Genomic DNA, 15,260 nt, shown 5'->3' on the forward strand with positions numbered 1-15,260 from the left:
GATGAAAGCCTTTTCACATCGAGTCAGTCGTTCATAATACCCAACGGTCAAATAAATTTGAACAGACGAACGGATCCCGCATGAAACGCGACGCGCTGGCGTTGGCGATGGTGTTCATCGCTATTTTATTGTTTACGCATGAAGCCTGGCTGGGCGGACAAAGCCCCTATGGCGGCGATGTCGCTGAACAATTTTATCCCTGGAAAGTATTCGAACGCGCCCAACTCGCGCAAGGCGAAATTCCCTATTGGAACCCGTACGCCTATGCGGGCGCTCCGTTTCTCGCCAACGTGCAATCGGCGGTGTTTTATTTGTTTGACTGGATGTTGTTCGTCTTTCCAATGGAACGCTTCTTCGGCCTGTCGTTGGTACTGCATTTCTTGATCGCGGGCGCGGGGGCGTATTGTTTCGCCCGTATCTGCGGCGCCACCCAGTTTCCGTCAATGATCGCGGGCGCGGCCTATGGGCTGAACGGCTTTGCGATGATCCACATTCCGTTCGGCAACCATCTGACCTATGCGGGCGCGGCCTGGGCGCCGTGGATGTTGTTCGCCGCGACCGGGTTTCTGTTCACCCGCGAGCGGCGGCTGGCTTGGGCAATGGCTGCGACGGCGATCACGTTTTTGCATTTCACCTGCGGGCATCCGCAGATGTTATTTTATTCAATCGTGTTTAGTTTGGTCTTTGTCTTTACGCTGCAAGCCTGGCGGGTGCGCCGCGACGGCGCCTTTACCTGGACGCAGCCCCTTTGGATGACGACGTTATTTGGGTTCGCCCTGTTGTTGGGCGTATTGATGGCGTCATTTCAATTGTTCGCTACGTTGGATTATTTGGCGCTGGCCAATCGCGCCGCCTCGCTCGACGTGAATGCGGCCACCGAGTTTTCGTTCGCGCCGCACCGTTTGATTACGCTGCTGTTCCCTGAATTTTATGGCAGCCAAATCGCTTTTCATTATGATTTCTACGTGTATTGGTCGTGCGCCTATGCGGGGGTGATCGTTCCCTTTTTGGCGTTGTCGATGTTTCGCAAGGGCGAGCGTCCAGTCGCGGCGGTCCCGCTGGCGGTGATTGCGCTGTTGGGTTTATTTCTCGCCTGTGGACGCGGCAACCCTATTTACACGCTGTTGCTTCAAATGCCGGGCTTCGGTTATTTTCGCGCGCCTGCGAAGTTTTTGCCGTATTATCTTGTTGCCGTGAGTGCGCTGGCGGCGTTGGGGCTTGAGCGTCTCGCGGCGGAAGCGTACCAGAAATTCACCTTGAAGACGCAAAGCAAAGCAGCGAAAGAAGCCGAGTTTGTCGGCTTGGCGCCGTCAGACAATACCGTCGGGTGGATGCGCATTTTCGGCTTGGTTATTGTGCTGGCCGTTGTGTTTTTCTTTGGCGTTCCGCATTTGTATGGTTTGGTGGATACGTTACGAACTCAGATGTTGGTCAACATAGCCGGGCCGGAGAGTTTGCGCCAGGCGATTAGCAATATTCGCGCGTATTCGATGTCAATCGGCGGCGTGTTGATGTTGAGCGGGTTGGCGATTTATTTGTATGCGAAAAAAGTCCCGAAGGCGCCGCGCGCGGTGATGTCGTTCTCGTTGATGTTGTTGTTATGTTTAGACCTCTTTTTATTCGGGCGGCAATATTTTTTGGCGACCTTGTATTCCGCTGATGAAATTCAAGCGAACGCTTCAACGCCCGCCGCAGTGAAGTTCATCAAATCCATGCCCGATTTTCAGATCGAAGACCGCTTGCAGACGCTCGCGAATTACCGTACGCCCAACCACGCCGTCATGTGGAGAGTTTCAAACACGGCGGGCTACGACCCCATGAGTTTGAAATCATACAACAGCCGCATGGCCGTGATGGAAGGCTGGCAAGACGGCGACTATCACGATGACATTGACCTCAAGCAGTATGACCATCCTGTCCTCGATGAATTGAATGTGCGTTTTATTTTAACGACGGAACCAATCGACGACCCTGCGGTCAAGCCCTTATTTACCGGCCCGCGTTTACGCGCCTATGAACGCGCCAGCGATCAACGCAGTTGGGCGGCGATTGCGCAGCGGGCGGCAAGCGACGAAGACGATGCGCTGTCGGACGAGGTTGCAGAAATCGCTGACTGGGCGCCGACCCGCGCGACGGTGCAACAATATGAACCCCAGCAGATCGTTTTTGATGTTGACGTTGCTTCGCCGGGCTGGCTGCGGGTGTCCGAGTGGAACTATCCCCATTGGCGCGCGCGCATTCGTACGGGTGAAGAGCGGTGGCGCCCGCTGAGCGTTTATGCAACCGCAAACGGCTATCGCGCACTGGCGCTAGACGCGGGGCATTGGACGGTTGAGTTGACTTACAATGAACCGTGGGGACGCTGGTTGTTGACCGGCCTCGCTTGGGTGGTTTTCATCAAACTGGCGGCGCTCGCGTACCTGCTGGCTACCGGGAAATTCTGGACGTTTATCCAACGCGCATTTGGACGCTACTACTAATCCCTATATTTCTATATTCAGGCTGCGTGAGTCGGGGCAGGCGTGGGTACGTCTCTCTTCGCTTCCGTGCGGGCTATCAGGCCCTATGCACAGGCGCTCAACGCCACCCTACTTGAAACGCATCATTCATCTGCGGTAGGGTGGGCTCGCGTTAGCAGCCCACCATGCAATGTTTCAACAATTCAAACGGGTGGGTTTTTAATCCACCCTACAAAAAGTGAATGAAAAATCGCCGTCTTATTTCGTTAGCGCGAGCAGCGGCAAGCGCCCTGAACCTTTGCAATGCGCACAGGTGTAGGTCAATCGTTTGGTCAGGCTGCGGCCCGAACGCTGGCGCGTGATCTGCACCAAGCCCAGATCGGTAAACTGCTGCAAATCGGTCGGGGTGCGGTCTTTGGCGAGCTCGCGTTCGATGGTTTTAAATACGCGGTCTTGGTTTCGTTTGAGCCGCATGTCGATGAAGTCCACAATGATGATGCCGCCCAACTGGCGCAGCCGCATCTGACGCGCCACTTCAACCGCCGCTTCCTGATTGGTCGTCGAGATCATTGCTTCGAGGTCTTTGCCGCTGACGTTTTTGCCGGAGTTTACGTCGATGGCGGTGAGCGTTTCCATTTCTTCGATAATGATGTAGCCGCCGCAATCCAGATAAACGATATTGCTGAATAAATGGTCGATGTCTTTGGTGAGGTTGTACGCCTTCCAGATCGACTGGGTCGGGTCGTCAAAAAAGCGGATGAAATCGTCAGCGTCGCGTCGCGGCGAGACCAGTTTCATTGATTGAGTGATGCGGTATTTTAAACGTGGATGATACAGCACCACTTCATCAACTGCAGTAGAGAAGTGATCGCGCAGCACTCGCTCGAACAGATGCAGCTCGCGGTGAAGGCACTTGGGTTTCGAGCCGGATTCAAACTCGCTCTGTATTTCTTTCCAACTGCGGGTGAGATATTGCAGGTCCTGGCGAATTTCGCGGGCGCTGTTTCCCGCGGACGCGGTGCGGAAAATCAGCCCGCCGTCGGTCCCGATTTCTTGCTCGGCCAGTTCGTAGAGCGCCTTGCGTTCTTTATCGTTTAACTGGCGCGACATGCGTACCACTTGGGTGTAGGGCATGTAGATCAAGAAGCGGCCTGGCATGGAAATTTTCGAGGTCAACGCCGGGCCTTTGTCGCCGATGGCTTCTTTGGCCATTTGCACCAACACTTTATCGCCGGGGCGCAGCGCGTCTTCGATTTTGTCGATGCGCTTCTTGCTGCCGCTGCTCTTGCGCTGCCGATAGACCTCCGGGCCCATCTCTTGAAAACTAAGAAAGCCTTCTTTATCGAGACCGATATCAACAAACGCCGCCTGTAGCGCGGGAATCACTTTCGATACCACCCCGCAATAGATGCTGCCTGCTGAGCCGCGGTCAACGCGGTGTTCTTCTTCGACCCAAAAGTCGGTTACATTCCCGTCTTCGGTAATGACGGCGATGCTGTACGAAGATTCTTCCGCAAAGATCATGCGGCATACTGGCTTTTTAGACGCAGGCGCCCGTTTGGTCGCGCTGCGGGGCCGCGACGTCTTGGTTCGATCTTGGACGGTAGTTTTTGCTGGTTCAGCGCTGGGTGTTTTCGAAGCGGCAGCCGCTTGAGGCCGCGCATTACTCGTGCGTTTTGATGAACTTCTACGCCTGGAGGCCGGGCGCTTCGTTTCTGTGGGCGCTTCGTCGGTTGTTGCTGGAGCCTCAACGGTCGGTTCGCTTGGCGCTGCGCTTTCGGCTACATCGGTTTGTTCAGCCGCTGCGGCCTTGCTTGCAGGACGCTTACGTCCAACGCCGCCGCGTCGACCCCGACGCGAGGGACGTTTTTTCTCTGTGGTCGCTTCGTCGGTTGTTGCTGGAGCCTCAACGGTCGGTTCGCTTGGCGCTGCGCTTTCGGCTACATCGGTTTGCTCAGCCGCTGCGGTTTTGCTTGCAGGACGCTTTCGTCCAACGCCGCCGCGCCGACCCCGCCGCGAGGGACGTTTTTTCTCAGCGGAATTTTCGTCTGTTGTTGCCGGAGCCTCAACGGTCGGTTCGCTTGGCGCTGCGCTCTCGGTCGCAGTTGTTTGCTCAGCCGCTGCGGTCTTGCTTGCGGGACGCTTTCGTCCGACGCCGCCGCGTCGACCCCGCCGCGAGGGACGTTTTTTCTCAGTGGAGGTTTCGTCGGTCATTGTCGGAGCCTCAACGGTCGGTTCGCTTGGCGCAGCGCTCTCTGCAGCAGTTGTTTGCTCAGCCGCTGCGGTCTTGCTAGCAGGACGCTTTCGTCCGACGCCGCCGCGCCGTCCACGACGGGTTGGACGCTTTTTTTGCGTCTCGTCGCTGCCTGCGGACGCACTTAACTCGGCGCTGTCTGCGTTTTGGTTACGGGATTGACTGTCGGGGGTTGTTTTACTTCGGGTGGTTTTTTTTGTTGTGGTTTTCATAAATTCCTATGACCAATTGATTTGGCCTCTAAATTCATTATAGAGGAATTTACAGAGAATGCAAAGAACACATTTTCTCTATAAAATTGCAACAGTAGTTGAAAATTCTAATCTAGTATGAGATAGTTGCACTAGATTTATTGCATTGTTTTCTTTTCCGTTCCAGCAAATGTTTCATTAAGTGTAATATTTCAAGAACCTTAAGTTGTTTAAAAGATGTGAACCCCGGTTGAATAATTTCACTTTTATGTTAAAAATATGAGTATAGAGCCGATAGTAGAAGGTAAGATATCTTTCTTCGTCTATGTGAACAGCAAGACAAGTAGGTGCCAAATAACTAAGTTTGTTGATTCGTTAGAGCAGGATCAACAAATTAAGTTCAGTAAGCGGATACAGCGCTGGGCTGCCAAGGGAATACCGAATAATGATGAACAATTTAAGCATGAACAAGGAAAAATCTTCGCTTACAAACAAGGCCAAGTCCGAATCTACGGTTTTTATAAGTGCAAAACAGAATTTGTATTCACGAATGGCTGCTTAAAGAAAACAGATAAAGCGGATCCGAATGAGCTGTCCCGCGCCGAAGAATGCAGACTGCAATGGGAGAAAGAAAATGAACAATAAAGATCAATCGTTCAAAGATTGGTTTCAAAATCTTGAAGATGAGTTTAAAGACGATCCCCGCTATGCGCTTGAGGACGTCCTTCTCGATTTTTCTGAAATGATTTGCAAAGCAATGGAAGAACAAAGAATCAGCAAAAGTGAACTCGCCAAGAAAATGGGCAAGCAGCCGTCTTGGCTTTCCCGTATTTTGGGCGCAGAACATAACCTGACGTTTCTGACCGCCGTTGAAATTGCAATGGCGTTAGATATGAATTTAAAAGTAAGTTGGAAACCGACAAAGCAAGCAGCAAGTAAATCTTCATCGAAAAACGGTAAGCAGAATCGCGTTATTCAAAACGTAGCGTGAAGTTTTATTTATAAGAGATGAACTCGCTCCGCTCGTTCTTGCCCTTGGTACCCAAACACATTCTAAGGAAGTATTTAAGATTTGATAATCGCAATTAATCCTGTTAATGCACCAAGCACTCCGGTGAATGCCGCTATCCAAATTAGATATACTTCCCTCTCTTTTCTCACCAATGTTCTTAGTTCAAGAACTGCTTCTTTAGTGAGACATCTTTTTCCATTGTACTTTCCCTCCGTCCACTTATTAGCCTCTCTATCGATTGCCGGTATTGGCAAACAATACCTTCGGGCTAAATCAGTCCAGTAACGAGTGTTGAGGTCGTCTATTTCTTCATCAATGCAATCTGTTTCAAACCATGCTTGTGATCTTATTCCTGAAATTTCATCTCGACTTTTATTATTGTTTTTGGCATTTTTAATATCTTTCTGAAAAGAATTTGTGGTACTGTTGCGGCTATTTTGTAATTTCCACAGACTATACCTATAATGAATATAATTCATTATACACACCTCGTATTTAATAATGAAACTAAAATGGTAAGATATTGTACTATGTTTAATTGCTTGTAATAAGATATGTTTTGGGTGCCAAGGGCAAGGCAGCGCGAAGCGCCGACAGCCCTTGATGAAACCTATGAAAAAATAAAATCAAATCACACGACACTCATTCGGTGGGCTGCTTCGCGAGCCCACCCTACCCTGGAAGTGATATACATTTCACAAAACTGTATTGTTTATTTCAACAAAAAAACGGAGCGACCGTTCAGCCGCCCCGTTCGATAATTCTAAATTGTAATACTCCCTTACCCCTTCAACTTCAGCCCTAATTCTCTCAATTGGTCGGCGTCAACGGCGGAGGGCGCGTCTTCCATCACGGCTTGTGCGCGTTGGTTTTTGGGGAACGCCATCACCTCGCGAATGTTATCCAAGCGGCGCATCAACATCATCATGCGATCAAAGCCAAACGCGATGCCGCCGTGAGGCGGCGCGCCGTAACGAAAGGCGTCCAAGAGAAATCCAAACTTCTCCTGCGCCATCTCTTCGTCAATGCCCAGTTCAGTGAACATCTTGTATTGGATGTCGCGGCGATGAATACGAATGCTGCCGCCGCCCAGTTCGATGCCGTTCAATATCAAGTCGTAGGCCAGCGAGCGAATCTTGAACGGCTCCTTGCCGAACAGGTCCATGTCGTCGGGGTGCGGATGCGTGAACGGATGGTGCGACGGCGTGGGGTTGCCGTTGTCGTCTTTGTTATACAGAGGGAAATCAACCACCCACAGGAAGTTGTCTTCGTTCGGATCAAATAGTTGCTTCAGCCCGGCGATGTGCAGCCGCAGGTGCGCCAGCGCAGCGTAGACCACTTCTGGCTCATCGGCGACGAACAGCAGAATGTCGCCCGGTTCCGACTCCAACCGCTCGATCAATTTGGCCTGCAAACCTTCGTTGAAGAATTTGACGATGTTCGATTCAAGGCCCGCTTCGCCGTGCTTCATCCAGGCGAGACCCTTGGCGCCATAGACGCCCGCCTCTTTGGTCAGGTCTTCGATTTCTTTGCGGCTGAACGAAGCGCCGCCTTTGACGCAGATACCAGAAATCTTGCCGCCGTTTTCTACAATCTGGCGGAATACTTTGAAATCGCTTTCGGAACCAATGTCGCCCACGTTGCGCAGTTCCATACCGAAGCGCACGTCGGGGCGGTCGCAACCAAAACGCTCCATCGCTTCCCAATAATCCATGCGGGGGAACGGCAGCGTTAATTCGACGCCCATCAGTTCCTTCCACAGTTTGGCCATCAAGCCTTCCATGAGGGCGTAGATGTCTTCGGGGTCAATAAACGCCATCTCGACGTCGATCTGGGTGAATTCGGGCTGGCGGTCGCGGCGTTGATCTTCATCGCGGAAGCACTTCACGATCTGGAAATAGCGGTCGAGGCCGCCCACCATGCACAGCTGTTTGTAAATCTGGGGCGACTGGGGCAGCGCGAAAAACTCGCCGGGCGAGACGCGGCTCGGTACCAGAAAGTCGCGGGCGCCTTCCGGCGTCGATTTGCTGAGGATAGGCGTTTCGACTTCGACGAAGCCCGTATCGAAGAAATAGTTGCGCACCACCTGGTAGGCGCGGCTGCGGAACATCAACGTATCGCGCAGGCTGGGGCGGCGCATATCGAGGTAGCGATATTTGAGGCGCACGTCCTCGCCGACGTCCACATGGTCATCAATCGGGAACGGCGGGGTCTCGGCTTCGCTGTAAACCAGCAGTTCGGTCACGACGACTTCGACCATGCCAGTCGGCAGTTTGGGGTTGACCGTGCCCTCCGGGCGATGCCGCACCACGCCCGTAATTTGAATGCAGAACTCGCTGCGCAAGTCGTTGGATTGCTTGTGCAGTTCCGCGTTTTCTTGTGGATCAAACACCAGTTGCGCATGTCCGGTGCGGTCGCGTACGTCAATAAAGATGACGCCGCCGTGGTCGCGCCAGTGCCAGACCCAACCGCACAGGGTCACCGTTTCGCCAATATGTTTGTCCCGCAAGTCGCCGCAATAATCCGTTCGTTTCATGATTAACCTATCGTTATTTCTATCAGTTTTCAGACGTTATGTTCGTGTCAGAGAAGACGCCGATTGTCCAGAGCTTCCCTAATACATTGAAGGCAAATAATATATCTTCTTTGCCGGATTGGGCGAAGGCATACCTGCTCGCGCCATTTTCAAGAAAATGTTCGGTTGAAAGAACTACAGAATCGCAACGCTTTGATGCGCCGCGAGTATAAACCCGGCGCAGGGCGCAACTCAGCACCCACGAAAACATTTTCCGAACAAGACGCCCGCGCCTGAGTTCCGGTGGATTGCGTCAAACCAAAGACGCTTCGTTTACGTTAGCCGTATAGATTCGTGAGCGGAGGTAAGGATATGGCCACAATGGCGGACAAACGAGATTATTACGATATTTTAGGCGTCTCCCGCGAAGCCTCAGCGGAAGAGGTCAAAAAATCTTATCGCAAGACAGCGCTCAAATATCACCCCGACCGCAACCCCGGCGATGCGGCGGCGGAAGATAAATTTAAAGAAGCGACCGAAGCTTATGAAGTATTAAGCGACACTCAAAAACGCCAACGATACGACCAATATGGTCATGCGGGCGTCGGCGGCGCAGCAGGCGGCTTTCATGATTCCGCCGCCTATCATGATTTTCAGGATATTTTTGGCGGTTTCGGCGATATTTTTGAAGAAATTTTCGGCGGCAGCCGAGGCGGACGCGGCGGGCGTTCACGCTCTCGCATGAGACGCGGCGATGACCTGCGCTACGACATGGAAATTACCCTGGTCGAAGCGTTCGGCGGCGTTGAAAAGCAGATCGAAGTCCCGCGCCAGGACGCCTGCGACACATGCACCGGCTCGGGCTGCGCCAAGGGCTACCAGCCCGAAACCTGCCCGCAATGCCAGGGGACGGGGCAGATCAACATCACCCAAGGGTTCTTCAGCATCTCCCGCACCTGTAACCGCTGTAATGGCAACGGACGCATTATCACCAAACCCTGCGTTCAATGCCACGGCTCGGGGCGCGTACTCAAACACAATCATGTCCGCATCAAAATCCCACCGGGATCAATGACCGGGCTGAAACTGAAGGTTTCCGGCGAAGGCGAAGCCGGGTTTAATGGCGGGCCGTCGGGCGATTTATACATCGTCTTACGCGTAGCGGCGCATCCGTTGTTCAAGCGTGAAAACGACGATTTGATCTGCGAAGTGCCGATCTCAATCACTCAAGCGGCGCTGGGCACGGAACTCAAAGTGCCTACCCTGAGCGGCAATATCAATCTCAAAGTGCCGGCGGGAACCCAGACAGGCAAAATCTTTCGCGTTGCGGGCAAGGGAATGCCCAGCGTGCGCGGCTATGGAAACGGCGACTTGCTGGTGCGGGTGGTGGTTGAAACTCCAACCAAACTCAGCGCGAAACAAAAAGAACTTTTAGCCGAATTCGCCAAAATCAGCGGTGAGGAAACCAATCCGCAATCAAACGGATTTTTTGAACGCGTGAAACAAGCGTTCGGCGGTTGATCCCGCTATGATTGTAGGGTAAACAAGGAGTCACGCGATGAAAAGTGCTTATGAACTCGCCATGGAGCGGTTAGAAAAAGATTCACCCTCCGGCCCGGCGTTGTCTGATGAACAAAAAACGCAACTGGCTGAGGTCGATAATAGAATTGACGCCAAGATCGCCGAGCGGAAAATTCTCAGCCAGAACGAAATGAAACAAACCATGGGCAACCCCGCTGAGATGGAATCCATCAATGCGCGGATGCAGCAAGATATTCATCGCCTCGAAACCGAGCGCGAAGAACAAAAAGACGCGGTTCGTAAGGGCGCGTAGAGTTCCTCTCTTTCAACGGATGATTGGAGCAATGGGTGGGCGAGACTCCCGCCAAGCCAAATAAAGTAGGGTGGTTCTTAACCCACCAAAAAAAATTAAAGCAGGGTAGGGTGGGCTCGCGAAGCAGCCCACCGGATGAAACCGCCCCTCACCCCAACCCCTGCCTGCGGCAGGCAGGCTCTCCCATAGGGAGAGGGAGCAGATTGTGGTTTAGCCGTAGGGTGGGTTCTTAATCCACCAAAGAAAATGTAGGGGCGCAGCGCGTTGCGCCCGCAATTAAAGAATGATTCGCAACAAGAAGGAGTCGGCAATTGGACAAATGTTTTGAAGGCGAATGGGCTTTAATTCTCGGGTCATCCAGCGGCATGGGGTTGGCGTCCGCCAAAGCCCTGGCGTCTCATGGAATGAACATACTCGGCGTTCACTTCGACCGTCGTTCTGCAATGAAAAAAATCGAAGAAGAAATTGCCTGGATGAAAGACCAGGGCGTTGAGGTGGAGTTTTTCAACCAAAACGCCGCCGACGAAGAAAAACGCCGCGCCACTGTTGATGCGATCAAAGAACGCACCGGCGGCAAACGGTTGCGTACGCTATTACATAGCCTCGCGTTTGGAACCCTCAAGCGATTTATCAACGAGAGCGAAGACGGCGAGTTGACCCAAAAACAAATGGAGATGACCCTCGACGTGATGGCCAATAGCCTGGTCTATTGGGTGCAAGACCTGCGCCGCGCCGGGCTGATCGCCTCCGGCTCGCGTATCTTTGGCCTGACCAGCGCGGGCAGCCACACCGCATGGCCCAACTATGGCGCCGTATCCGCCGCCAAGGCCGCGCTCGAGTCGCACATTCGTCAGATCACTTTCGAAGGCGCCAAAGACGGCGTCAGCGCCAACGCCATCCAGGCGGGCGTCGTGGTGACCCCCGCGTTAGAAAAAATCCCCGGGCATGAGAAACTGATTTCTGAGGCCTTGGCGCGTAACCCATCAGGCCGCATGACCACAGTAGAAGACGTGTCGAAAGTGGTGTGCCTGCTGTCGCGTCCTGAAGCGGATTGGATTCGCGGCAGCGTGGTCTTCTGCGACGGCGGCGAAGACATCGTCGGCTAGGGCGCCGCAGGCGCCTTTTTGTTTGAACTTATTGAAGTATTAGAAGCACAACCGTTACCTGTCTCTATCGCTGAGCCGTTCCGGCGCGCTGACACTCTGCTTGTCAGTATGACCGGGCTGCCTCGCCATCTTATAGCCGGGTAGGGTGGGCTCGCGAAACAGCCCACCAGAAAAAACTGAAGCAAGCAGAGTTGTACCCATCCCACATGCAGATTTATGAAAAAGTATCCAATTAACCAAAGAACCCAAATGAATGTAATAACGCCCGTCAGGAATCCCTCTTCATCTTGAGCCGGAGCGAATTTTTCGTTCTAATGTACGAGTTACCTCAGCCGAGTGAATTCAAAGGAGATTGTCCATGAGTGCATTTTGGGGACGTGTGCAGACCGCACCGTTTTTATTGGTATTATTCGCTGTTTTATTTACCGCTTCAGCGTTTGCCGACATCCCGAGGCCCGAACATCCGCGCCCCGACCATTGGCGCGACCAGTGGGTCAACCTGAACGGGCAATGGAACTTCAAGTTCGACCCGGATAATACAGGCGTCGAAGACGAATGGTTTAAAGCCGACTATAACGACTGGCCGAAAAAGAAAATCACTGTACCTTTCCCCTGGGAAAGCCGCCTGTCGGGCATTGAACAACCCGATTACAAGGGCGTCGCCTGGTATCAGCGCACCATTGAACGCCCCGCTGGCTGGGAAGGCAAAAATATCCTGCTCAATTTCAGCGCGGTTGACTGGTCGTTTGACGTGTGGCTTAACGGCAAGAAGATCGAACCCGAAAAGGGCGGCATGTCTGACTACCCGCCGCATGGCTATGTACCCGTGGTCTTCAACATCACCGATGCGCTGCAAGACGGCGTCAACGTGTTGAGCGTACGGGTCGAAGACAACACCACGCCCACCCAACCCGTCGGCAAACAGGTCAACTGGTACACCCGCACCAGCGGCATCTGGCAGACGGTCTACATGGAAGCCACCCAAAAAAACGGCCTCAAATACATCGCGCCGTTTCCAACCATCGACGGCAATGTCGAGTTCCGCGTGGTCGCGTTTCAACCGTCCGACAACCTCAGCGTACGCATCTTACCTGACATGCCCTATGACGCATCCGGCCCGTCCAAGACCGTCCCGGCGAAACTCGAGCAAACCGTCGAAACTAAAAGCGACCACATCAAAGTCAAATTCAAACTCGACGACGTCGAACTCTGGTCGCCCGATTCGCCCACGCTCTACTTCGTTGAAGTGCAACTATTAGACGACGGCGAAGTGGTCGACACGGTACATACCTATTTCGGTTTTCGTGAAATCACGCGTAAGCAGAATGGCGACAATCCATACGAAACCATTCATCTCAACGGCAAGCCGTTTTACATTCTTAGCGCACTCAATCAGGCGTTTCATCCCGAGGGAATCTACACCTATCCCAGCGATCAGTTGATTCGCCAGGACGTGGAAGACGCGCTCGAATTTGGTTTCAACAACCTGCGCCTGCACATTAAAGTCGATGAGCCGCGCTTTTATTATTGGTGCGACCGCCTGGGGATGACCCTAATGTATGACTTCCCCTGCCCGTGGCAGTTTGACGCCGACATGCGCGACAATTTCAAGAAGGTGTTCTTCGAAGCGCTGCTGCGCGACTTCAACCACCCGTCGATCATCACCTGGGTCATCTTTAATGAAACCTGGGGCATCCCCGGCGTGAAAGACAACCCTGAAGTGCAAGACTACGTCAAAGAAATGGTGGGACTCACCAAGCAGATCGACCCCACCCGGCTGGTCGAAGACAACTCGCCCTGCAATTACGACCACGTTGTCACTGATGTGAATTCGTGGCACCTCTATATCAATGAACATGACCACGCCCGGCGGCATATTCAAGAAGTGGTCGATAAGACCTTTCCCGGCTCACAATTCAATTTCGTCAAAGGCTACAAACAGGAAAACCAGCCGTTGATTAACAGCGAATACGGTGGCATCAGCGCCGACATGGGCGACCGCGATGTTTCGTGGTGCTTCCATTTTCTCACGCAGGAACTGCGCCGCCACGACAAGATCGGCGGGTACGTCTATACCGAGTTGCAAGACATCGAGTGGGAACATAACGGCTTTATGAACTACGACCGCAGCCGCAAAATTTTCGGCTATGAAGAATACGTCCCCACGCCGGACGATCATCCGCCCTTCACCTACCGCGATCTCAATAATCAGAATTTTCTGGTATTGGACGCGATGAATAATGAACGCGCGACGCCGTTTGAAACCAAACATATCAAGACGGCGTTGAGCCTGTATTGCGGGCATGATGGCGGCAAGTTCCCCTTGCGTTGGCGCGTGTGGAAGCAGACGCGCCTCGACCTCGGCTGGCAGTCTGACCAAGCGGGGAGCGGTTGGGTCAACGCCAAAGCCTATGGCATGGCGGATGGCGACGACGTGACTTTTGTCCCTGAGCCGGACGCGCTCTATTGCGTCTACGCCTGGGTGGAAGACGGTGACGGCGAATTGATCGCGCGTAATTTCTGGACAATCAATACGCTCAGCGGCGATTATTCGGGCGAAGAACGCCACGTTCAGATGATGGCGGGCGGCGACCGTAAGTATATCGAAGCGCCGGAATGGTATGTCCGCTGGAACCCGACCGACTATACGGAAGCGACAGGCGAGATTGAGCAGATTCCCAAAGAGAACCGCGACTCGGTTTCGGTCCCCGGCAAGGCGCAACTGACCTATCAAGTGTCGCTGCCCAGCGGCGTCGATCTCAGCAAAGTAAAGAAAGTCAAACTGCAACTCGAACTGGCGGCCTGTTCGGGCGGGATGCGCATTGACGCGCTCGAACGAGCGGGGCGTTTTGAAAAACCGGAATGGCGCGCCAACCGCAACCCGCTGCATTTCCCGCAGACTGACGTTGGCAATGAGTATCCATCGACGATTGAAGTGTTGGTCAATGGCCAGGTGGTGAAAGAGATTTGCCTGCCCAACGATCCGGCGGATTATCGCGGCGTGTTGAGCAACATCTTCGAACAGGCGCCGCCCAGCGTGTATGGCTACTTGCAGCGCATTTACGTGCCGGTTTCAGCCGTCACCGCAGACCGCTCGAACGAAATCGTGATTCGCACCAAAGAAGGCAGCGATACCGGTGTACGGCTCTTCGGCGCTTATAGCGGACGGCATCCTTTCCCACCCAGCATGATTTTGTATGAGTCAGGACAGTAATGAAGTTATAATTCCTCGAACGATTAAGGGCGCAACGAAAGTTGCGCCCTTTTTTTGTAGAATTTCAATGGTTCTTTCGCTCGCACCGAAATGAAGAGAGACCTCCCCACGCATTTTTTAATCTTACCACCCTTCGCGCTCTCGCAGCGACGTGATGTGGGCGATGTGGTGTTTGCCATGCCAGGCGTAGGTACCCACCGCTTCATCTAATGAAATCGCTCGCGCTGCTTCGGGGTGAAAATATGTCATCTGAAAATGCGAATCTTCGAGAGAATGTAACAAGAGCGCCCAGCGCTCATGCAGTGCGCCGACCAGCGTCAGCGACAATTCAACGGGCGCATGTTGCGCGTCTTCGAGCCGCGCCCAGCGGTCTTCAAAATAGGGGCGAATGCTGGGTTCATCTTCCGTCAACGCCAAGCGAAAACGAATATAACTATTGATATGGCTGTCGGCCAGATGGTGAACCACCTGCCGCAGCGTCCAGCCGTCGGGGCGGTATTGCGTATCGAGTTGGCCTTCGTTCAATCCTTCTACCGCAGCCCGCAGTTGCGCGGGCGCAGCGGCGATTTCATTGATTAAGCGACTCCGTTCTTCTGCAGAGTACGCTTCGTCATAAGTGAATTCGCCAATAGGAAATTTCAACGCATTCAAATCAGTCATGCACATTCTCCCCAA

11 protein-coding genes are annotated in these 15,260 nt (G+C 53.2%); 7 read left to right on the top strand and 4 right to left on the bottom strand.

Going from position 1 to position 15,260, the window contains the following annotated elements:
* Positions 1–80 precede the first annotated feature (80 nt).
* A complete protein-coding gene (locus tag P9L94_12005) occupies positions 81–2,480 on the top strand; it encodes a hypothetical protein (protein MDP8244800.1) in 2,400 nt (799 codons plus the stop codon).
* A gap of 237 nt (positions 2,481–2,717) precedes the next feature.
* Here the strand turns inward: P9L94_12005 and P9L94_12010 are convergent, their stop codons facing one another.
* Complete coding sequence (locus P9L94_12010) at positions 2,718–4,925, bottom strand: Rne/Rng family ribonuclease (protein ID MDP8244801.1); 2,208 nt, start codon at positions 4,923–4,925, stop codon at positions 2,718–2,720.
* Positions 4,926–5,183: 258 nt separating this feature from the next.
* Between P9L94_12010 and P9L94_12015 the strand changes: the two genes are divergently transcribed.
* Positions 5,184–5,549: a type II toxin-antitoxin system RelE/ParE family toxin gene (locus tag P9L94_12015; protein ID MDP8244802.1), complete on the top strand. Its 366-nt coding sequence runs from the start codon at positions 5,184–5,186 to the stop codon at positions 5,547–5,549.
* Entirely contained in the window at positions 5,539–5,895 is a 357-nt protein-coding gene (locus P9L94_12020; GenBank protein MDP8244803.1) for a helix-turn-helix transcriptional regulator, read from the top strand. The genes P9L94_12015 and P9L94_12020 overlap by 11 nt, the downstream gene beginning before the upstream one ends.
* A gap of 74 nt (positions 5,896–5,969) precedes the next feature.
* On the opposite strand, the gene P9L94_12025 is transcribed toward P9L94_12020, so the two are convergent.
* Together P9L94_12025 and aspS are read right to left on the bottom strand one after the other, a co-directional pair.
* The gene (locus P9L94_12025) at positions 5,970–6,395 is read right to left on the bottom strand and encodes a hypothetical protein (GenBank protein ID MDP8244804.1); all 426 of its coding nucleotides are present in this window, start codon (positions 6,393–6,395) and stop codon (positions 5,970–5,972) included.
* A 302-nt stretch (positions 6,396–6,697) separates the two neighbouring features.
* Positions 6,698–8,452, bottom strand: a complete 1,755-nt coding sequence (aspS, locus tag P9L94_12030; protein MDP8244805.1) for an aspartate--tRNA ligase — start codon at positions 8,450–8,452, stop codon at positions 6,698–6,700.
* 360 nt (positions 8,453–8,812) lie between these two features.
* Here aspS and dnaJ point away from each other — a divergent pair, with 360 nt between their 5' ends.
* From dnaJ to P9L94_12050, 4 genes are all read left to right on the top strand, one after another.
* Positions 8,813–9,952: a molecular chaperone DnaJ gene (dnaJ, locus tag P9L94_12035; GenBank protein MDP8244806.1), complete on the top strand. Its 1,140-nt coding sequence runs from the start codon at positions 8,813–8,815 to the stop codon at positions 9,950–9,952.
* 37 nt (positions 9,953–9,989) lie between these two features.
* Positions 9,990–10,265: a hypothetical protein gene (locus P9L94_12040; GenBank protein MDP8244807.1), complete on the top strand. Its 276-nt coding sequence runs from the start codon at positions 9,990–9,992 to the stop codon at positions 10,263–10,265.
* A 311-nt stretch (positions 10,266–10,576) separates the two neighbouring features.
* Entirely contained in the window at positions 10,577–11,371 is a 795-nt protein-coding gene (locus tag P9L94_12045) for an SDR family oxidoreductase (protein ID MDP8244808.1), read from the top strand.
* A 358-nt stretch (positions 11,372–11,729) separates the two neighbouring features.
* Positions 11,730–14,585, top strand: coding sequence for a glycoside hydrolase family 2 TIM barrel-domain containing protein (locus P9L94_12050; protein ID MDP8244809.1), 2,856 nt, complete (start codon positions 11,730–11,732; stop codon positions 14,583–14,585).
* A 123-nt stretch (positions 14,586–14,708) separates the two neighbouring features.
* On the opposite strand, the gene bstA is transcribed toward P9L94_12050, so the two are convergent.
* The gene (gene bstA, locus P9L94_12055; protein ID MDP8244810.1) at positions 14,709–15,245 is read right to left on the bottom strand and encodes a bacillithiol transferase BstA; all 537 of its coding nucleotides are present in this window, start codon (positions 15,243–15,245) and stop codon (positions 14,709–14,711) included.
* Positions 15,246–15,260: the final 15 nt, after the last annotated feature.

Origin of the sequence: Candidatus Hinthialibacter antarcticus (assembly GCA_030765645.1) — a bacterium.
Lineage (GTDB): Bacteria > Hinthialibacterota > Hinthialibacteria > Hinthialibacterales > Hinthialibacteraceae > Hinthialibacter > Hinthialibacter antarcticus.

Coding starts and splice junctions, on each gene's coding strand:
- P9L94_12050 (MDP8244809.1), top strand. CDS start 11,730: ATGAGTGCATTTTGGGGACGTGTGCAGACCGCACCGTTTTTATTGGTA.
- P9L94_12015 (MDP8244802.1), top strand. CDS start 5,184: ATGAGTATAGAGCCGATAGTAGAAGGTAAGATATCTTTCTTCGTCTAT.
- P9L94_12010 (MDP8244801.1), bottom strand. CDS start 4,925: ATGAAAACCACAACAAAAAAAACCACCCGAAGTAAAACAACCCCCGAC.
- P9L94_12020 (MDP8244803.1), top strand. CDS start 5,539: ATGAACAATAAAGATCAATCGTTCAAAGATTGGTTTCAAAATCTTGAA.
- P9L94_12040 (MDP8244807.1), top strand. CDS start 9,990: ATGAAAAGTGCTTATGAACTCGCCATGGAGCGGTTAGAAAAAGATTCA.
- P9L94_12025 (MDP8244804.1), bottom strand. CDS start 6,395: ATGAATTATATTCATTATAGGTATAGTCTGTGGAAATTACAAAATAGC.
- bstA (MDP8244810.1), bottom strand. CDS start 15,245: ATGACTGATTTGAATGCGTTGAAATTTCCTATTGGCGAATTCACTTAT.
- dnaJ (MDP8244806.1), top strand. CDS start 8,813: ATGGCGGACAAACGAGATTATTACGATATTTTAGGCGTCTCCCGCGAA.
- P9L94_12005 (MDP8244800.1), top strand. CDS start 81: ATGAAACGCGACGCGCTGGCGTTGGCGATGGTGTTCATCGCTATTTTA.
- aspS (MDP8244805.1), bottom strand. CDS start 8,452: ATGAAACGAACGGATTATTGCGGCGACTTGCGGGACAAACATATTGGC.